At 67.6% G+C, this 17,888-nt stretch carries 19 protein-coding genes; 8 read left to right on the forward strand and 11 right to left on the reverse strand.

The features are described 5' to 3' along the window. The first annotated feature begins 1 nt into the window (after nucleotide 1). Nucleotides 2-1,543: a class I adenylate-forming enzyme family protein gene (locus W7S_RS09755; RefSeq protein ID WP_008255718.1), complete on the forward strand. Its 1,542-nt coding sequence runs from the start codon at nucleotides 2-4 to the stop codon at nucleotides 1,541-1,543. Between the two features lie 81 nt (nucleotides 1,544-1,624). Here the strand turns inward: W7S_RS09755 and W7S_RS09760 are convergent, their stop codons facing one another. Next, nucleotides 1,625-2,245 (reverse strand): TIGR03085 family metal-binding protein, encoded by a 621-nt coding sequence (locus tag W7S_RS09760; protein WP_008255721.1) that lies wholly within the window; start codon nucleotides 2,243-2,245, stop codon nucleotides 1,625-1,627. A 115-nt stretch (nucleotides 2,246-2,360) separates the two neighbouring features. Here W7S_RS09760 and htpG point away from each other — a divergent pair, with 115 nt between their 5' ends. From htpG to W7S_RS09775, 3 genes are all read left to right on the forward strand, one after another. Next, nucleotides 2,361-4,295 (forward strand): molecular chaperone HtpG, encoded by a 1,935-nt coding sequence (gene htpG / locus W7S_RS09765; protein ID WP_014711395.1) that lies wholly within the window; start codon nucleotides 2,361-2,363, stop codon nucleotides 4,293-4,295. 69 nt (nucleotides 4,296-4,364) lie between these two features. Then, nucleotides 4,365-4,580, forward strand: a complete 216-nt coding sequence (locus W7S_RS09770) for a hypothetical protein (protein ID WP_008255723.1) — start codon at nucleotides 4,365-4,367, stop codon at nucleotides 4,578-4,580. 42 nt (nucleotides 4,581-4,622) lie between these two features. Next, nucleotides 4,623-5,642: a TIGR03617 family F420-dependent LLM class oxidoreductase gene (locus W7S_RS09775; protein WP_014711396.1), complete on the forward strand. Its 1,020-nt coding sequence runs from the start codon at nucleotides 4,623-4,625 to the stop codon at nucleotides 5,640-5,642. 44 nt (nucleotides 5,643-5,686) lie between these two features. On the opposite strand, the gene W7S_RS09780 is transcribed toward W7S_RS09775, so the two are convergent. Beyond that, nucleotides 5,687-6,430 carry a sensor domain-containing protein gene (locus W7S_RS09780; RefSeq protein ID WP_014711397.1) on the reverse strand — a complete coding sequence of 248 codons (744 nt, stop codon included), beginning with the start codon at nucleotides 6,428-6,430 and terminating at the stop codon, nucleotides 5,687-5,689. 119 nt (nucleotides 6,431-6,549) lie between these two features. Between W7S_RS09780 and W7S_RS09785 the strand changes: the two genes are divergently transcribed. After that, complete coding sequence (locus W7S_RS09785) at nucleotides 6,550-6,909, forward strand: VOC family protein (RefSeq protein WP_014711398.1); 360 nt, start codon at nucleotides 6,550-6,552, stop codon at nucleotides 6,907-6,909. A 252-nt stretch (nucleotides 6,910-7,161) separates the two neighbouring features. Here the strand turns inward: W7S_RS09785 and W7S_RS09790 are convergent, their stop codons facing one another. Both W7S_RS09790 and W7S_RS09795 read right to left on the reverse strand, forming a co-directional pair. Further along, the gene (locus tag W7S_RS09790) at nucleotides 7,162-7,554 is read right to left on the reverse strand and encodes a membrane protein (protein WP_014711399.1); all 393 of its coding nucleotides are present in this window, start codon (nucleotides 7,552-7,554) and stop codon (nucleotides 7,162-7,164) included. 29 nt (nucleotides 7,555-7,583) lie between these two features. Next, complete coding sequence (locus W7S_RS09795; protein WP_014711400.1) at nucleotides 7,584-8,714, reverse strand: NDMA-dependent alcohol dehydrogenase; 1,131 nt, start codon at nucleotides 8,712-8,714, stop codon at nucleotides 7,584-7,586. A 151-nt stretch (nucleotides 8,715-8,865) separates the two neighbouring features. Between W7S_RS09795 and W7S_RS09800 the strand changes: the two genes are divergently transcribed. Continuing rightward, nucleotides 8,866-10,041, forward strand: coding sequence for a thiolase family protein (locus W7S_RS09800; RefSeq protein WP_009952300.1), 1,176 nt, complete (start codon nucleotides 8,866-8,868; stop codon nucleotides 10,039-10,041). Between the two features lie 51 nt (nucleotides 10,042-10,092). Here the strand turns inward: W7S_RS09800 and W7S_RS09805 are convergent, their stop codons facing one another. Further along, entirely contained in the window at nucleotides 10,093-10,656 is a 564-nt protein-coding gene (locus W7S_RS09805) for a hypothetical protein (protein ID WP_014382325.1), read from the reverse strand. Between the two features lie 170 nt (nucleotides 10,657-10,826). On the opposite strand from W7S_RS09805, the gene W7S_RS09810 reads away from it, so the two are divergent. Next, nucleotides 10,827-11,555, forward strand: a complete 729-nt coding sequence (locus W7S_RS09810; RefSeq protein WP_014711402.1) for a 3'(2'),5'-bisphosphate nucleotidase CysQ — start codon at nucleotides 10,827-10,829, stop codon at nucleotides 11,553-11,555. A gap of 31 nt (nucleotides 11,556-11,586) precedes the next feature. Here W7S_RS09810 and W7S_RS09815 read toward each other — a convergent pair whose 3' ends face one another. The 5 genes from W7S_RS09815 to W7S_RS09835 all read right to left on the reverse strand — a co-directional run bounded on the left by W7S_RS09815 (nucleotide 11,587) and on the right by W7S_RS09835 (nucleotide 15,868). Further along, entirely contained in the window at nucleotides 11,587-13,131 is a 1,545-nt protein-coding gene (locus W7S_RS09815; RefSeq protein ID WP_014711403.1) for a multicopper oxidase family protein, read from the reverse strand. Continuing rightward, complete coding sequence (locus tag W7S_RS09820; RefSeq protein ID WP_014711404.1) at nucleotides 13,128-13,523, reverse strand: hypothetical protein; 396 nt, start codon at nucleotides 13,521-13,523, stop codon at nucleotides 13,128-13,130. The genes W7S_RS09815 and W7S_RS09820 overlap by 4 nt, the downstream gene beginning before the upstream one ends. 23 nt (nucleotides 13,524-13,546) lie before the next feature. Further along, on the reverse strand, nucleotides 13,547-13,915 hold the full coding sequence (locus W7S_RS09825; RefSeq protein ID WP_008255734.1) for a DoxX family protein: 369 nt from the start codon (nucleotides 13,913-13,915) through the stop codon (nucleotides 13,547-13,549). 382 nt (nucleotides 13,916-14,297) lie between these two features. Next, nucleotides 14,298-14,783, reverse strand: a complete 486-nt coding sequence (locus W7S_RS26045) for a MarR family winged helix-turn-helix transcriptional regulator (RefSeq protein WP_014711405.1) — start codon at nucleotides 14,781-14,783, stop codon at nucleotides 14,298-14,300. A 179-nt stretch (nucleotides 14,784-14,962) separates the two neighbouring features. Next, complete coding sequence (locus tag W7S_RS09835) at nucleotides 14,963-15,868, reverse strand: haloalkane dehalogenase (RefSeq protein WP_014711406.1); 906 nt, start codon at nucleotides 15,866-15,868, stop codon at nucleotides 14,963-14,965. A gap of 111 nt (nucleotides 15,869-15,979) precedes the next feature. Here W7S_RS09835 and W7S_RS09840 point away from each other — a divergent pair, with 111 nt between their 5' ends. Continuing rightward, the gene (locus W7S_RS09840) at nucleotides 15,980-16,708 is read left to right on the forward strand and encodes a DUF2652 domain-containing protein (RefSeq protein WP_014711407.1); all 729 of its coding nucleotides are present in this window, start codon (nucleotides 15,980-15,982) and stop codon (nucleotides 16,706-16,708) included. Nucleotides 16,709-16,718: 10 nt separating this feature from the next. Here W7S_RS09840 and W7S_RS09845 read toward each other — a convergent pair whose 3' ends face one another. Continuing rightward, on the reverse strand, nucleotides 16,719-17,858 hold the full coding sequence (locus W7S_RS09845) for a MalY/PatB family protein (RefSeq protein ID WP_369751748.1): 1,140 nt from the start codon (nucleotides 17,856-17,858) through the stop codon (nucleotides 16,719-16,721). Between the last annotated feature and the right edge of the window lie 30 nt (nucleotides 17,859-17,888).

Raw genomic sequence — 17,888 nt, forward strand, 5'->3', positions numbered from 1 at the left:
GTTGGCTGGCGCCGGCACGTTCTGGGCGTTGATTGCCGATGCGGCGCAACGTGGATCGGACCGGCCGCTCCTCGCCGACGAGCACGGTCGCAGCCTGACCGCACGCCAGCTCCGCGACGCCGCGTGCGCCACCGCCGCCGCCTTCGCCGAACGGGGTGTCCGCGCGGGAACCGTGGTGTCCTGGCAGCTGCCCACCACGCTGGAAACCCTGGTGGTGATGTCCGCGCTGGCCCGGCTCGGTGCGGTGCAAAACCCGATCATCCCGTTGCTGCGCGAGAGCGAAGTCGGCTTCATCACCGGCCAGTTGAACACCGAATTCCTTGTGGCACCGGACGTTTGGCGTGGCTTCGACCATGGCGGCCTGGCCCGCGAGTTGGCGCGGGACAAGGGTTTTGAGGTCATCACCCTCGACCTGGAAACGCCTCCGTCCGGCGAGCTGCGGCTGCCCGGCGCCCACCACGGCTCCCTGCCCGCGCCCCCACGATCGGCCGACGACGCCCGCTGGGTCTACTACTCCTCCGGGACCACCGCGGACCCCAAAGGGATCCGCCACACCGATACCTCGGTCATCGCCGGCTCGGCGGGGGTGGTGGGCATGGTCGGGGCCACGAGCAGCGACGTGGACCCCATCGCCTTCCCGATCGCTCACATCGGCGGGGCGGCGATGCTGGCGACGGCCCTGCTGACCGGCATGCGGCTGGCGCTGTTCGCGTCGTTCGACCCCGCGACGACGCCGCTGGCCATCGCCGCCCACAACCCGACGTTCCTGGGCACCGCCACCCCGTTCTTCGTGGCGTTCCTGGAAGCCCAACGCGCCCACGGTGATCGGCCGTTGTTTCCGTCCGTGCGGGGTGGCCTGGCGGGAGGCGCGCCCATCACCGCCGAACTCGGACGGCAGGTCCGGGAGACCTTCGGCATCGCCGGGATCGCCAACGCGTGGGGGATGACCGAGTTTCCGTGTGCGACTTCGCCGCCCCTGACCGCCCCGCCGGAGGTGCTCGACCACACCGTCGGCCCGCCGGTGCCCGGGGTCAAGGTTCGCGTGGTCGACAACTACGAGGTCGAACTGGGCGCCGGCCAGGAGGGGGAGCTGCGACTCAAGGGCCCCCAATGTTTCCTCGGTTACGCCGATCCTTCGCTGGACGCCGAGGCTTTCGACAACGACGGGTGGCTGCGCACAGGCGATCTCGGCCTGATCGATGCGAACGGCAACGTCCGCGTCACCGGTCGCACCAAAGACGCGATCATCCGCAACGCGGAGAACATCTCCGCCCTCGAGATCGAGAATGCGCTCGCGACCCATCCCGCCGTCGCCGACGTCGCCGTCATCGGGATCCCCGACCCGCGCACCGGCGAACGCGTCTGCGCCGTCGTGGTGCCCGCCACCGCCGACGGTGTGACGCTGGAATCTCTTGTGCAACACTGCCAATCGCGGGGGCTGAGCCGTTACAAGCACCCCGAACATCTCGTGGTCGTCGACGCGCTCCCGCGCAATCAATTCGGCAAGGTGATCAAAAAGGACCTGCGCGCGGCGTTTGGCTGACCTTCCCTATTCGCGCACGTGTAACGCCACGGCGAGATTCCGCTGAATTTTTCGCCGTGGCGTTACGCCCGCGGCGCGATGCTATAACCCCTTGGGCGCGTCGCGAACCGCCTGCACGGCCGCGGCGTCGCCGTCGAACTCGACCTGCGCCGCGCGCCCGACGGAGAACAGCAACAGCTCGGCGGGCGCGCCGGTCACCGTGACCGCCGGACCCTGACCGGCGGTGAGCAACGTCTTGCCCTCCGGGGTGCGCAGCGCCACCCGGGCGGGCACCTTGGCGAGCGTCATCCGGGCCATCAGCGGCAGGGTGCGGCGCAGCATCGTGCTCAGCGCGGGCTCCAGCGCGCGCGGCTGCCAGCCCGGCTGCGCGCGGCGCACGTCCTCGTGATGGATGAACATCTCGGCGACGTTGGCGACCGGGTCGAGCAGCTTGAGCGGGGAGTAGACCGGCGGGCCGGCGGCGACCTTGCCGACCAGCTCGTCCCACTCGTTTCGCTCGCTCACCTGGTTTTGCACCTTGGCGGTGTGGGAGGCGAAGAACGGGATCAGGATGCCCGGGGCGGCGTCGGGCCGATACTCCCGGATCACCAGGTGGGCGGCCAGGTCCCGCGTCGTCCAGCCCTCGCACAGGGTGGGAGCGTCCGGACCGACCTCGCGCATGGTGTCCACCAGGGCGGCGCGTTCGCGTTGAGCAACAGACATGGGTTCAGCGTAGAGCCGGTCACCCCCGAAGAGGACGGGTCCACCACACACCGACGGCCGGCGGCTCGGTAAATTTGAGACCGTCCGGCCCTGGAAAGGAGATATAGGAGAAGTCATGAACGCGCGCGTCGAGCAGTTGGAGTTTCAGGCAGAGGCTCGGCAACTGCTGGATCTGATGGTCCACTCCGTCTACTCCAACAAGGACTCGTTCCTGCGGGAGCTGATCTCCAACGCCTCCGACGCGTTGGACAAGCTGCGGCTCGAAGCGTTCCGCAACAAGGACCTCGACGTCGACACCTCCGACCTGCACATCGAGATCGACGTCGACCACCAGGCGCGCACCCTGACCATCCGCGACAACGGCATCGGCATGACCCGCGCCGAAGTGGTCGACCTGATCGGGACGCTGGCCAAGTCGGGCACCGCCGAGCTGCGCCAGCAACTCCGCGAGGCCAAGAACGCCAAGAACGAGGCCGCGTCGGAGGAACTCATCGGCCAGTTCGGCATCGGCTTCTATTCGAGCTTCATGGTGGCCGACAAGGTCGAACTGCTGACCCGCAAGGCCGGCGAGAGCGACGCCACCAAATGGGAATCGAGCGGCGAGGGCACGTACACGATCGAATCGATCGACGATGCGCCGCAGGGGACGTCGGTCATCCTGCACCTCAAGCCCGAAGACGCCGAGGACGAGCTGCACGACTACACCTCGGAGTTCAAGCTCCGCGGTCTGGTCAAGAAGTACTCCGACTTCATCGCCTGGCCTATCCGCATGCAGGTCGAGCGCCGGGAACCGGCCAGCGAGGAGGGCGGCGAGGAGACCGTCACCATCGAGACCGAGACCCTCAACTCGATGAAGGCCCTGTGGGCCAGGCCCAAAGACGAGGTCTCCGAGGAGGAATACAAGGAGTTCTACAAGCACATCGCGCACGCCTGGGACGACCCGCTCGAGGTCATCGCGATGAAGGCCGAGGGCACCTTCGAATACCAGGCGCTGCTGTTCATTCCGTCGCACGCGCCGTTCGATCTGTTCAACCGCGACGCCCACACCGGCATCCAGCTCTACGTCAAGCGCGTGTTCATCATGGGCGACTGCGACCAGCTCATGCCCGAATACCTGCGCTTCGTCAAGGGTGTGGTCGACGCGCAGGACATGTCACTCAACGTTTCTCGCGAGATCCTGCAACAGGATCGGCAGATCAAGGCCATCCGGCGACGGTTGACGAAGAAGGTCCTGTCCACCATCAAGGATCTGCAGTCCGAGCGCCCCGACGACTATCGGACCTTCTGGACCCAATTCGGCCGGGTCGTCAAGGAAGGTCTGCTGTCGGACTTCGACAACCAGGAGACGCTGCTGCAGATCTCCTCGTTCGCCTCGACGCACAGCGAGGAGGAAGCCACCACGCTCGCCCAGTACGTGGAGCGCATGAAGGACGGCCAGACGCAGATCTTCTACGCCACGGGGGAGACGCGTCAGCAGATCCTGAAGTCGCCGCATCTCGAGGCGTTCAAAGCCAAGGGCTACGAGGTGCTGCTGCTCACCGACCCGGTCGACGAGGTCTGGGTGGGAACGGTGACCGAATTCGACGGCAAGCCGCTGCAGTCGATCGCCAAGGGAGAGGTGGACCTGAGCGCCGAGGGGGACGAGAGCGAGGCCGAGCGCGAAGAGCAGCAGAAGGAATTCGCCGATCTGCTCGCCTGGATGAAGGACACCCTCGCCGATCACGTCAAGGAGGTTCGGCTCTCCACTCGGCTCACCGACTCGCCCGCCTGCCTGATCACCGACGCGTTCGGGATCACGCCCGCGCTCGCGCGCCTCTACCGCGCCTCGGGGCAGGACATCCCGGTGGGCAAGCGGATCCTCGAACTCAATCCGAACCACCCGCTGGTCACGGGCCTTCGCCAGGCACACCAGGACCGCAGCGACGACCCGTCCATCGCCGAGACCGCCGAATTGCTCTACGGCACAGCGCTTCTCGCCGAGGGTGGCGCGCTCGACGATCCGGCGCGGTTTGCCGAGATGCTGGCCGATCGGTTGGCCCGCACGGTGTAGGCCGGGCTTGGGCGGCGGATGCCGAAGTTTTTCGGATTGAAACGCCGCGGGCGGGGATAATTAGGTCCCATGGCTGAGTTCCGCGTCATCGACCCGCATGGGCGGGTGGTCGCGACGAAGAATTTCGCCAACGCCGAGGCCGCGCACGCATGGTTCGTCCACTCGGTCGGCGGCAACACCGAGCTGGGCTGGCGCATGGAGGTCAACGACGACGGGCAGTGGGCCTTCTTCGATGACACCGAAGGCTTTACCGCCCCGGTGAGCCGACGGCCGACGAAGCGCTGAATCAACGATCGTCGCGCGCGGCCGGCCACGTAGGCTCCCACCATGCATGTCGACGCGATGACGACGCCCCAGCCGCTCGCTCAAATCGGCGAGCTTGCCCGCCGGACCCAATCCGCCGGCTTCTCCGGTTTGTTGTTCACCGAGACGGGCCGCACCGCCTACCTGAACGCCGCGGTCGCGTCGCAGGCCGCGCCCGATCTCGAGCTGTCCACGGGTGTCGCGGTGGCGTTCCCGCGCAGCCCCTTCGTCACCGCCGCCGCGGCGTGGGAACTGCAGGAGGCGACCGAGGGAAAGTTCCGGCTGGGTTTGGGAACTCAGGTGCGCACCCACGTCGTGCGGCGCTACGGCACGGCCTTCGAACGGCCCGGGCCGCGGCTGCGCGACTACCTGCTCGCCGTGAAGGCGTGTTTCGCGGCGTTTCGTTCCGGGACGCTCGACCACCACGGCGACTTCTACGATCTCGACTTCATCACCCCGCAGTGGAGCCCGGGCCCCATCGGCGCTCCCGATCCGAAAGTCGATATCGCGGCGGTGAATCCGTGGATGCTGCGGATGGCCGGCGAGGTGGCCGATGGGGTGCACGTCCACCCGATCGGCGAACCGGGATACCTGGCCCGCCACGTCCTGCCGACGGTCGCCGAAGGGGCGGCCAAGGCCGGGCGTTCGGTGTCGGACCTCGCGATCATCGTGCCCGTCATGACGATCGTCGGTGACAGCGACGAGGAGCGCGACAAGCAGCGCGAAGTCGTGCGCGCCAGCATGGCGTTCTACGGAAGCACGCCCAACTACGCGTTCATCTGGGACGAGGCCGGTTTCGAGGGCACGACCGCCCGGATCCGCGAGAAACAGAAGGCCGGAGACTTCGCCGGCATGGCCGCCCAGGTCAGCGACGACCACATCGCCGTCTTCGCCACCGAGTCCAGCTGGGACGGCCTGGCCGACGCGTTGATCGACAAATACGCCGGCATGGCAACGCGTTTGGTGATGTACAACTCCGTGGCCGACCAGGACCGCTTCGAGCGCTACGGCGAGGTGGCGCGCCGGATCCGGGACCGCCAATAGAGTTACGGCAGAAGGCTATTGGGGCCGTCGAGCATCGGGGTCCGCTACTGTTTGTCGACCTTCGCGGCGATCTGATTGGCGATGTTGACGCCGAAGTCCCCGACATCCTTGCGGCACGCGTCGACGTCGATGACGACGTTTCGGCGGGCGGTCAGGACCCGCTGACAGGGGACCGTGACGGCCGTGCCGTCCCCGTTGACGGCCACGTTCACCACGGTGCTCAAGACCCCGTTGGCGTTGGACACCTGCCCCACCTTCCACTGAAGCTCGGGGTGGGTGCCGTCGGCGGGGACGGTGTCCTGGCGGTTGGCGCAGGCGGGCCAGCGCTGCGACGACGTGGTGAAGAACGCGTTCGCCTGCTCGGGGGACGGAAACAACACGACAAACTGGTAGACGTCAGGGGCTTCCAGTTGATTGGCCCCCGGAGGCGTGGGTGCGAGGTCGTGGTAGCCGTACACGCCGGTGCTCCCGCTGTCGGCGTATTCGGACGCCAACCCGGCGTGGATCGTGTACTTGCATTCGGGCGGAAAGGTGTAGTCGGTGCGGTGCACCGGGTCCTCGCCGAGGTTGGTGAACGGCGGGTCGCTCGTCGTCCCCCGGGTGCCCAGCGCGCTGTCGATGTCGTCGGGGCTGAGCATCAGGTCGGGCAGCGCGGCCTTCTCGAGGGGAGTCTTCGGCGAAGCCGTCGTGGTCGTGCCCGACGGCGCGGCGGTGTCACCCGCGTTGCTGTCACCGCAACCCGCGACGAGCATCCCGGCGGCGGCGACGGCGGCAGTTAGCTGGCGCATGGTGGGTGCCCTTCCTGCTTGAGCCGACTCCTCAGGGGTCGTTTGCGGTGGAGCATACGACAGCGCCGGCCGCGGCGCGCCGGTTCGGCGCGAGGGGCTATCTTCGCGGGGTGTCCGCAGTGAACTTCGCGTCCGTCGCGCCGATCGTCCCCGTTCGGAATCTCGACGTCGCCCTGGACCGCTACCGGCGGCTCGGGTTCGACGCCCGCGCGTACGACGGCCCGGACCGCTACGGCTTCGTCGACCGCGGGTCGGTGTCGCTGCACCTCACCGAGTGGGACGAACACGACCCGTTGCGCACCGCCGCGAGCGTGTACTTCTACGTCAGCGACGCCGACGCGCTGCACGCCGAGTGGTCCGCGCTGGAGAATCTCGAGGGCCGGTTGATCGCGCCGCAGGACACGCCCTACGGATTGCGGGAGTTCGCCTATGTCGATCCCGACGGCACCGCGCACCGGGTCGGCTCGCCGCTGACCTGATCCGGGGCCGCCACGCCGGCTTCGTGGCGCACCGGTCACAGACGCAACACGCGTCCCTCCGCCGGGGGACACACGAAATGCCCACCTCCGAGCGACAATCCGAGCGAGAGCGGCGGGACACCGGCCCAACACCGGACCACCCCGCGCGGTTGTCGCTCGGAGGTGGGCATTTGCGGTCATCCTCTCCGGGCGGCGCCAGAGCTCCCTACGTGACGGCCGTGGTCAACAAGCGGTGATGCCGCGACGCGCGCGTCAGCTCTCGCGCCGGATCCTGAGCGCGGTGGTGATCATGGGAATCTGCAGCGGCAGCCGGGCCAGGGCAACGATCCGCATCGCCCACGGCTTGTCCCACCACAACCGGACCATGTTGACGTTGCCCGGGAAGACCCCGACGAACAGCGCGACGGCGGCCAGCGCGGCGGTTCGCCGGGTGCGTCGCGGCACCAGCAGCGCCCCGATCGCCAGCTCGGCCACTCCCGACCCGTAGGTGTACAGCCGCGGGCTGCCGGGCAGTTCGACGGGGATGATCGAGTCGAACGGTTTGGGCGCCACGAAGTGCAGGGTGCCGATCCCGAGCAGCATCGCCGCGACACGGAAGGCCAGTTGCTGGGTGGCGTCACGGCCGGCGAGGGGTCTCGTTGTCATGCAGACATTGTGCCCATTGCGGCCAGGGCCTACGCGCGGTCCGCGTCGGTGTAGCGGATGATGCCGCGAATGTTGCGCCCCTCGAGCATGTCGCGATAGCCGTCGTTGATCTGCTCGAGGGTGTACTCGCGCGTGACCATGTCGTCGAGGTTGAGCTGCCCCAGCGTGTACAACTCGAGGATCGCCGGGATGTCGTACTGGGGATTGCCGCCACCAAAAATGCTGCCCTGCAAGCTTTTCTGCAGCAGCGAGAGCCCGGCGAGGTTGAGGGTGACATCGTTGGCCATCACGCTGGCCATGCCGGTGAGGCAACATACCCCGCCCTTGGCCGTCAGCCCCATCCACGACTCGACGTCTTTGCCCTCCACGTGGCCCACGGTGACGATTACCTTGCGGCACATCATGCCTCGCGTCGCCTCGGCAATGCCGGCCGCGGCGCTGCCCACGTCCGCGAAAGCCGCTGTGGCGCCGAACTTGAGCGCCTGCTCGCGCTTCCATTCGTAGGGATCGACGGCGAATATCCGTCGGGCCCCGGCGATGCGGGCGCCCTGCAGCGCGGCGACGCCGACGCCGCCGATGCCGATGACGGCGACGTCCTCACCCGGTGCGACCGCCGCGCTGCGTACCGCCGAGCCGTAGCCGGTGGTCACCCCGCAGCCCACCAGGCAGGCCACGTCGAACGGGATCGCGGGATCGATTTTGACCACCGAGGTCTGGTGCACCACCGCGTACGGCGCGAACGTCCCCAGCAGTGACATCGGGATGACGTCGCGGCCCCGCGCGGTGACCCGAAAGGATCCGTCGGACACCGATTGACCCGACAGCAACCCCATGCCCAGGTCGCACAGGTTGCGCAGCCCGGTCTGGCACGGCGTGCACTTGCCGCAGGACGGGATGAACGACATGACCACGTGGTCGCCGACGGCCAGGTGCTCGACGCCGTCGCCGACCTCGGTGATGATCCCGGCGCCCTCGTGCCCGCCGAGCACCGGGAAGCAGGGGATGGGGAAGTCACCGGTCAGCAGGTGGTGGTCGGAGTGGCACAACCCGGCCGTCTCCAACCGGACCGTCACCTCGCCGGGGCGGGGATCGCCGATCTCGATCTCGTCGATCACCCAGGGTTCGTTGAGATCCCAGATCAGGGCGCCTTTGGTTTTCAACGCGGAGGCCTCCTGAACGTGTACTAACCGCTTAATTGTTAGCGCGGTCACAGACCGGCCCCCACCGAACTTAGACCAATACTATTGCCTATACAGTATTTGAAACGATTCGCCGCGACTGAACGCCGCCAGACCGCTCGAGGTTGAAAACATGGGTACACCCGTCATCGTTGGAGCCGTCCGAACGGCGATCGGCCGTTCCTTCAAGGGGACGCTCGTCAACACGCCACCCGAGACGCTGATCACCGCGGTGCTTCCCGAGGTGGTGCGCCGGTCCGGTGTGGACCCGGCCGCCATCGACGACATCATTTTCGCCGAATCCCACTACGGGGGCGGCGATCTCGCTCGGTATGCGGCCACCGCGACCGGCCTCGAGCATGTCCCCGGTCAATCGGTCAACCGGCATTGCGCGGGCAGCCTCACCGCGATCGGCAACGCGGCGGCGCAGATCGGTTCCGGCATGGAGCGGGTGCTGATCGCCGGCGGCGTGCAGTCGCTGTCGATGACGCCGCTGACCAACTGGCGCATCCCCGGACCCGAGCTGAAGTTCGAGGAGCGGTGGATGCCGCCGACGCACGTCGAGACGCCCGACGCGCCGGCCAAGGACATGTCGATCACGGTCGGCTGGAACACCGCCCAGACCGTCGGCATCACGCGCGAGGAGATGGACGCGTGGGCGGCCCGCTCGCATCAGCGCGCCGTCGCGGCCCAGGACGCGGGCAAGTTCGTCGATGAGATCCTGCCCCTGAAGATTTCGCAGGCGGACGGTTCGGTCATCGAGTTCGCCGTCGACGAGCACCCCCGCCGTGACACCACCGTCGAAAAGCTGGCCGGCCTCAAGGTATTGCACCCCGAGATCGAGGGCTTCTCGATCACGGCGGGAAACAGCAGCGGCACCAACGACGCCGCGGCCGCGGTCGCGCTGGTCGACCGCGAGTACGCCGACGCGGAGAAGCTCAACGTGATGGGCACGGTCAGGGCGTGGGCCGCCGCGGGCGTGCCGCCACGGGACTGCGGCCTGGGTGCGGTCAAGGTCATCGGAAAGGTGTTGCAGCGCGCCGGGTTGTCGCCCGGCGACGTGGCGCTGTGGGAGATCAACGAGGCGTTCGCGTCCGTGCCGATCGCGGCGTGCCGGGAATACGGCCTCGACGAGGAGAAGGTGAACTTCTCCGGTAGCGGCTGCAGCCTGGGCCACCCGATCGCGGCCTCCGGCGCGCGCATGGTGACCACGCTGGCCTACGAGCTGGCCCGCCGCGGCGGCGGCATCGGCGTCGCGGCGATGTGCGCCGGCGGCGGCCAGGGCGGCGCTGTCGTCATCGAGGTCTAGCGGCGATCGCGAGGGCGGCACAGCGGGTCGCCGCCATCAGGTCTAGCGTCGTTAGTTACAGAACGTGTAGCCGATGAACTGGGTGCCCCGCGTGTCGCCGCTGGCGTAGTTGGCAAAGTGCACGGCCGGTTTTCCGTCGTACTGCGTGTTCATCTGCTGCACGGACGGCGGCGGGACGTCTTTGGGGAAGGCCAGGATCATGTCGGCGAAAATCTCCAGGCCGGCCTGGCAGATGGCTTCGCGCCGGGGCGGCTGTGGATTCCACGCGTGCACCACCACCGGCTCGGTCAGCTGAGATCCCGTCGCGCAATTCGGGTCGCAGAGCTTGAACACGGCCGTGCCGGTCCCGTCGGCGCCCTGCGGTCCCCAGGAGTTCCACGACATGTCCTGCAGCGCAACCGCCACGCTGGCGCACCCCAGAACGTTGAGCTTCTTGGGACGCGCGACCGGAGGGACGGACGGGTTGTAGCAGCCGGGGATGGCGAAGCTCTCCGGTGCCGACGGCGGTGGGCTGGTGGTGGGACCCGTCGCGCTGTGGTTGCCTTCGGTTACCCGCACCCCCACGACGGCCAAAACCCCGACCAGCACGACCGCCGCAATGCCGATCGCGATCAAACGCCCCCGCGAGATGTGCCGCAACCGCCTCGATGTAGGGACGTTGGCGTTGCCGCTCACATCCACCAGATTACGGACCACTTTCTGGTCGGGGGTGGCACCCTGCGACGGCATCTCAGGGTAAAGTTGGTCATCGCTGCCAACTTATCGAGGATTCCGTGGAGACGCCGATGAATGACCATGACCTGGCCGCGCGGTTGGCCACCGACGCGGGCCAGCTGCTGCTCGGGGTCCGGCAAGAGTTCGCCGACGCGGAAGCGAGCGAACGGAAAGCGGCGGGGGACAAGCGATCCCACGACTTTCTGATGGCGGCGCTCGCCGCGGAGCGCCCCGGGGACGCGGTGCTGTCCGAGGAGGGCGCCGACAACCCGGTGCGGTTGCGCGCGGAGCGCGTCTGGATCGTCGATCCGCTGGACGGGACGCGGGAGTTCTCCGAGCTCGGGCGCGACGACTGGGCGGTGCACGTCGCGTTGTGGGAGGCCGGCGAGCTGGTTGCCGGGGCGGTGGCGCTGCCGGCGCAGGGCATCACGTTCGCCACCCCCGACATCGCGTCGCCTCCGGCGGCGCCGGGCAAGCCGCGGATCGTGGTCTCGCGCACCCGCCCGCCCGCCATCGCGCTGAACGTCCGGGACGCCCTGGACGGCGTTCTGGTCGAAATGGGTTCGGCCGGCGCCAAGGTGGCGTCGATCGTCCAGGGCTTGTCCGATGTGTACGTGCACGCCGGCGGGCAGTACGAATGGGACTCCGCCGCCCCGGTGGCGGTGGCGCGCGCCGCGGGGCTGCACACCTCCCGCATCGACGGGTCCGCCCTGGCCTACAACCAGCCGGACCCGAAGCTGCCGGACCTCGTCGTGTGCCGTCCCGAGCTCGCGGAAGCCGTACTCGCGGTTACCGGCTGACCGGCCGCGCCGGCCTACGTCCAGGGGACCGCTAGACCGTGACGAAGTCCGCCATCATGGCCATGTCCTCGTGCTCGAGGTTGTGGCAGTGGACCAGATAGGTTCCGCGATAGTCGGTGAACCGCACGATCACTTCCACGGCTTCGGCCGGGGCCACGTCGACGGTGTCTTTCCAACCGTGATCGAAGCGCCCGGGCGGCTTGTTGTTGCGCGACAGGACTTGAAACGGGTTGAGATGGACGTGGATTGGATGCCGGATGTCGGTGATGAAGCGCCAGACTTCGACATCGCCGATGCGCGGCGTCGCAACCGGAGTGCCGGGCTTGTAGGGCTTGTTGTTGATCGTCCACACACCGGCCCGGCCTTGTCCGAACAGAAAGGTGCGGGTGGTCGTGGCACGCCTCCGATCCAGGGGCGCAACGCTTTCGCTGAGCCGTTCGGGAATGCTTGATTCGTCCGAGCGGTCGGTGCCGAGGACGTCGAAGCGCATGACTTCCGTAGTGGACTGTGCGCCAAGGGTGTTGACGAGCCGTACCCGGGTGCCGCGACGGTAGCGGGAGAAGTCGACGACGACGTCGAAGCGTTCGGCCGGCGCGATGTCGATCGCGTCGTGCGTGATCGGACTGGCCAGAAGCCCACCGTCACTTCCGATCTGGGCGAACGGCGGTCCTTCGGGTGGCGGCGGGTCGAGCCGCAATCGGTAGCGGCGGGCGTTGGAGGCGTTGAGTACTCGGAATCGATACCGTGCGGGATCGGTGTCGAGCACGGGCCATGGCGCGCCGTTGACCAGTACGACGTCGCCGAGCACACCGTTCATATAGGAGGCGGCGGCCTCACCGCTGTCGGCGAGCGGGTACTGGAACGAGCCGTCCGCGGCAAACGATCGATCGGTGATCATCAGCGCGATGTCGCGATCACCCTTTGGCAGTGGGAGGGCCAGCTCCTCATCGTCGTGAACGAGGTGAAATCCCGCGAGCCCACGCCAGACGGCTTGGCCGGTGTAGCCCATTCGGTGGTCGTGATACCACAACGTCGCCGCGCGTTGCTGCATGGGGTAGACGTATTCGCGTTGCCCGACAACGGAATTGCGTGACATTCCCGCCGCCATGCCGCCGTCACCGGGAGTGACCTTCGGGCCCTGTGGTTCGATCAGGTCGAGCGGATAACCGTCACTGTCGGGCGGGGTATGGCCGCCATGAAGGTGCACAGCAACGGGAACGGGCAACGCGTTGCGGTGGCGGATCACGGTGCGCCGTCCCGACCGGGAGACGATTGTGGGACCGGGAAAGGTTCCGCCATAGGTCCAGGCGGGCGTAGTCAGGCCGGGCAGTATCGGCAGGTCGGCGGCGCGCTGGGTGATCTCGTAATAGTCGCTCGTGGCGTCGCTGGCGACGGGGGCCAGCTGAATTGGGATCGGCAACCGCGTCTGGTAGAGCGGCGGCAGCGGTACCTGGCTGCGCAGCAGCTTGCCCGGCTCGGCGGGACCCAGCGCCAGCTGCGCCGCGGGCCATCCCGCTCCTGCGACACCGACGCCCGCCGTGAGCAAGCCGGCGCGCAGCAGGGTGCGCCGCTTCACGATGCCACCTCGCCGTCGACGGCGCGCCGAGCCGGCAACGGGGTACGCCAAATCACCGTCGCCACTTGGACAATCCCGACGACGAGCAAGACGCCCAGCGGAACGTGTACGGCAGTCAGTCGCAGTTCGCCTGCGGCGAACTCGGCGACGAGCAACAACGTCTGCGCTATGCCGCCCAAGAACGCGCCGCGCGGGCCGCCGAGACGCCAGATCCAGGCGAGGATAGCGACTTGCACCACAGAGGTGAGGGTGATCGCTTTCGCCCCGAGCGAGTGCAGCATCAGCGCGTCGTACTGGCCGCCGAGAAAATTGCCCGCCAAAGTGGCCTGCGCGAGCGCGAGCACCACCATCGATGCGGTGCTGGCACGCGCCAACAGCAGCGGTCCCCGCATGGCCGGGCGTCGTCCACCGGTGTTCACAGGACCGCCGGGTGTGCTGCAATCGCCACGCCGAGGGCGGCGCAGTTGAGCGCCAGCAGGAATCCGCCGAACATCATCTGGCCCGTGATGTCGTGGGCCAGCACGTGGGTGTACACGGCGCACACGAAAAATATGACCAACCCCGCAGCGGCGGCAATGCCTATTGCCGGTATCCACAGGCCCACGATGAGTCCCAGGGTTCCCAATGTCTTCAGGGTGCCGATAGGAAACCTCAACCACGACACCGGCACGCCCGCGCTCGCCATCCCCGGCAGAATCGGCGCGAAGTGAACCAGCGCCGCGATACCCGAGAATCCATCGAAGGCGATCGCAGTGAATGTCACGATCAAATATGCGGTGTGCACCGTGCCCTCCTCGGGGGATTCATCTCGTCGGTATCGAGTCAGAGTCTTTGGCCGACAGTGCCTCTCGACGTACCATCTGCCACAGGGTCGGGGTGGACTGGGTCGTCGAGATGACCACGATGCGCCCGAGGGAAGCCGAGTCGAGTCGGCCCGTTGGCTCCGAAGATGACCGTCTTCATCGTTCACTTCCCAATTTGTCACGACTAGTGATTATCACGGTACATGACGATTATGCACGGTGCCAGACTGAATGTAGGGAGACTGAAGCCGCGCTGCAGCGCGCCGGCAGCACGGTGTCGTGACTTCGCGCCGTATGGGTTAGGGAATGCGGCCGACGAGCGCATTGCCTCGTCGCGCCCGCCGATCGGTCAATGACCGGCAATCACGCCAGTTGGGGATGAACTCCGGGAATGAGCCCTGCCCCAGCGGCGACGCGCTGAAGGAGGCGGCGCAGCGTGGCGCGTTCCTTCGCAGACAGGGGCGCGGCTATTTCGTTCTCGAGGTCGCGGCCCTGCTCATGCAGCGCGGGCAGCAGGCGGCGGGCCTTGGCGGTAAGCGTGACAGCGACCGCGCGCCGATCCTCGGGGCGCGGTAACCGCTTTGCGAGTCCTCGCTGTTCAAGCTGGTCGATGACCACAACCATGGCATTGCGGTGGATCCCGAGGCGTTCGGAGAGCTGACGCTGGGATTGGCCGTCGGCACTAGCGAGTGCCAGCAGAACTGCGTACGTGCGCGGGTCGGCCCCTATCGACGAAAGCCGGCGCTGGAAGTCGCTGCTGATATGGGCGCCGAGTTGCGCGAGGAGAAACGGGATTCGTTCGTCGAGTTCAGCAATGCCGGAGTGATGTTCGCTCGGCGGCTTGGGCAACGTCGGCTCCTCGAGTACTGGACTGTTTGCGCCGCAACGCTTTACGTACGAAGCGTTGCCAGTGCAGGGATTATCATCCTACAAGATCGTCATCGGCCGGTACAGTTTCTTCAGCGTTGCCGTGGCGCGCCGATCCCACCGCGCCCGCCCCCGCAAGAGCCGCTGCGCATAAGGGTCTCTCAGAGCAAGGCCTGCTGCCACGACAGGACGCGTGCGGCCAGTTCGGGTCCGCGGTCCTCCTGGATGAAGTGGCTGGCGTTGATGCGGGCGTGCGGCTGGCCCGCGGCGCCGGGGATGTGCTTGATCAGCGGGGTGTCCGCTTGCCCGAGGATGGGGTCGCGCGCACCGAAGATGGCCAGGAATGGCTTCTCCCAGCGCCCGAGCGCTTCCCACGCCCTCCTGTTGGCCGGAATCGCCGGATCGCTGGGCGAGGTGGGGACCAACCGGGGGAACGCGCGGGCCCCGGCCTGATATGACTTGTCCGGGAAGGGGGCGTCATACCCGGCCCGCACCTTCGACGACACCCGGCGGACGGTCCCGGCGCCCACGATGCGGCCCGCCGGCAGCACGGGGGAGTAGCGCGCGAAGGCGCGCCAGGCATGGAAGGCGGGCGGGGTGCGCCGCTGCGCGGTGGGCAGGAAACCGTTGGCCACCACCAGCCTCCCGACGCGGTCGGGCTGTTCGGCGGCGATGCGCAGGCCGATCAACGATCCCCAGTCCTGCACGAGCAACGTGACATCGGTGAGATTGAGGTGCTCGAACCACGAGACCACCCATTCCACGTGCCGCTGGTAGGTGTAATCCTCGATGCGGCTGGGCTTGTCCGACCGGCCGAAACCGATCAGGTCGGGTGCCAGCACGCGGTTCCCGGCGTCGGTCAGGGGCGTGATCATGGAGCGGTACAGATAGCTCCACGTGGGCTCGCCATGCAGCAGGACGATCGGCGGCCCTTCGATCGGCCCCTCGTCGAGATAGTGCATGCGCAGCGGCCGGGTGTCGCTTGCCGTGACGTCGAGATAATGCGCTACGAACGGGTAACCCTCCAGGTTTTCGAAACGGGAGTCCGGGGTTCGCAGCACATGCATATCAGCTCCTCCGGTGAACCGGCACCTCTGCTAGCCTCTCTCGCCGAAGCGCATTCGTCTAGTGGGAGATTCATTGAGCTGGGCCGCGCCGGCCATTAAACTGGCTTATTCATGGCAATTCGGCGCGCGGTTCTGCTCATAGCCGACATCGGTGGTTACACGCACTACATGCAGTGGAACCGGACGCACCTTGCCCACGCCCAGCTGACGGTCGCGGGCCTGCTGGAGTCGGTCATCAACGCCGCCAAGGGGTTGAAGCTGGCCAAGCTCGAGGGCGACGCCGCGTTCTTCTGGGCACCGGACACCAACGCCAAAGTGGTGGTGTGCGAGCGGCTGTCACGGATGCGTACGTCGTTCCTGGAGCGACGGGAGCGGATGAAAAACGACATCGCCTGCCAGTGCGCGAGTTGCGCGCAGCTGGAGAAGCTGTCGCTCAAGTTCGTCGTGCACGTGGGCGAGGTGGCGGATCAGAAGGTGAAGCGCCATGTCGAGCTGGCCGGCTTCGATGTAATCCTGGTGCACCGAATGCTGAAAAACATGGTGCCGGTAGCCGAATACGTGCTCATGACCGATCCCGTCGCGGAATGCCTCGACGAGTCGATGCGTGGGCTGTGCACACCCATGGTGCACGTGTTCGACGGCATCGGCGAAACGTCGACGCACTACATCGACCTCGCGTCGTTGCAGGTTCCCGCCGTGGAGTCCGAGCGCAGTTTCTTGCGCCGGCTTGGCGCGACGATGAAGTTGGAGTTCAACACCCTGCCGTTCACCATGGGCATGCGGGAGCCCGCCGAGGGGTTCCGCAACTTGGGGCGCGGGACCGAAGAAATCTCCGCATAGCCCCGCGCCGCTACCCAGCGCCGGCGAGGGCGCGGCCCATGCGCGACAGGGCCTCGGTGAGGATGGCGCGCGAGGTGGCGAAGTTCAGCCGCACATGCCCGGCTCCGCCGGTGCCGAACACGTGGCCGGAGCTGAGCGCCACCCGGGCGTGCTCGAGGAACCAGCGGGCGGGTCCGGACAGGTCGGCGACCACCGCGAGGCCATCGCTTGCCTCTTCGTCGATGCCGAGCGCCCGGCAGTCCAGCCACGCCAGGTAAGTGCCTTGTGGCCATTGATATTTCACGCTGGGCAGCTGCTCGGCGACCAACTCGCCCAGCAGCTTCCGGTTCGCGTCGAGGCCGGACAGCGTCGCGTCGAGCCAGTCGGCGCCGCTGCGGAACGCCTCGGCGTGCGCGATGACGCCGAGATGGCTGGCCCCATGACCGACCTCCTCCGGCATCCGGTCCAGGTCGGCGGCCGCCTCCGGCCCGGCGATCGCCACCGCCGCCTTCAGCCCGGACAGATTCCAGGCCTTGGACGCCGACGTCAGGGCGAAGGCGTTCTCCGCTCCGGGGACGGTCAGGAAGGGGGTGAACCGCGATCCCGGCAGGATGACGGGCGCGTGGATCTCGTCGGACACCACGCGGACGCCGTATCCGCGCGCGAGCTCGGCCACGGCGCGCAGCTCCTCGGGGGTGTGCACCGCGCCGGTCGGGTTGTGCGGATTGCACAACAGGTAGGCCACGTTCCCGTGCGTAGCGCGGGCCCGGGAAAAGGCCTCCGCTAACGCGCCCAGATCGATGCGCCCCTCGGCGAGCGGCGCTTCGATCACCCGGCGGCCGTCGTGCGCCACGAACGCGTAAAACGGTGCGTACACAGGGGGATTGACGACGACGGCGTCACCGCGATCGGTGACCAGACGTAACACCTCGACGATGCCGAGCATGACGTCGGGGACGAGCGCGGTGCGGCCCACCTCCAGGTCGTCCCAGTCCCAGTGCCGCGCCGCGAATTCGCTGACCGCCTCCGCCAGGGCCGTGCCGCACGGGTATCCGGTGTCGCCGTTGTCGACGGCCCTGCGCAGCGCCTCGGCCACCGTCGGCGGCAGGTGCACGTCCATCTCGGCGACCCACAGCGGCAGGACGTCGGCGGGATGCGCCCGCCATTTCATGCTGGTGCGAAGCCGCAACTGCTCGAGCGT

It is taken from the genome of Mycobacterium sp. MOTT36Y (assembly GCF_000262165.1).
Taxonomy (GTDB): Bacteria; Actinomycetota; Actinomycetes; order Mycobacteriales; family Mycobacteriaceae; genus Mycobacterium; species Mycobacterium intracellulare.

What these genes read in the sequence shown, in the direction of transcription:
- W7S_RS09770 (WP_008255723.1), top strand. Translation starts at nt 4,365, where the DNA reads ATGGCTGAGTTCCGCGTCATCGACCCGCATGGGCGGGTGGTCGCGACG.
- htpG (WP_014711395.1), top strand. Translation starts at nt 2,361, where the DNA reads ATGAACGCGCGCGTCGAGCAGTTGGAGTTTCAGGCAGAGGCTCGGCAA.
- W7S_RS09775 (WP_014711396.1), top strand. Translation starts at nt 4,623, where the DNA reads ATGCATGTCGACGCGATGACGACGCCCCAGCCGCTCGCTCAAATCGGC.
- W7S_RS09840 (WP_014711407.1), top strand. Translation starts at nt 15,980, where the DNA reads ATGGCAATTCGGCGCGCGGTTCTGCTCATAGCCGACATCGGTGGTTAC.
- W7S_RS09845 (WP_369751748.1), bottom strand. Translation starts at nt 17,858, where the DNA reads ATGAAATGGCGGGCGCATCCCGCCGACGTCCTGCCGCTGTGGGTCGCC.
- W7S_RS09760 (WP_008255721.1), bottom strand. Translation starts at nt 2,245, where the DNA reads ATGTCTGTTGCTCAACGCGAACGCGCCGCCCTGGTGGACACCATGCGC.
- W7S_RS09810 (WP_014711402.1), top strand. Translation starts at nt 10,827, where the DNA reads ATGAATGACCATGACCTGGCCGCGCGGTTGGCCACCGACGCGGGCCAG.
- W7S_RS09800 (WP_009952300.1), top strand. Translation starts at nt 8,866, where the DNA reads ATGGGTACACCCGTCATCGTTGGAGCCGTCCGAACGGCGATCGGCCGT.
- W7S_RS09780 (WP_014711397.1), bottom strand. Translation starts at nt 6,430, where the DNA reads ATGCGCCAGCTAACTGCCGCCGTCGCCGCCGCCGGGATGCTCGTCGCG.
- W7S_RS09790 (WP_014711399.1), bottom strand. Translation starts at nt 7,554, where the DNA reads ATGACAACGAGACCCCTCGCCGGCCGTGACGCCACCCAGCAACTGGCC.
- W7S_RS09835 (WP_014711406.1), bottom strand. Translation starts at nt 15,868, where the DNA reads ATGCATGTGCTGCGAACCCCGGACTCCCGTTTCGAAAACCTGGAGGGT.
- W7S_RS09820 (WP_014711404.1), bottom strand. Translation starts at nt 13,523, where the DNA reads ATGCGGGGACCGCTGCTGTTGGCGCGTGCCAGCACCGCATCGATGGTG.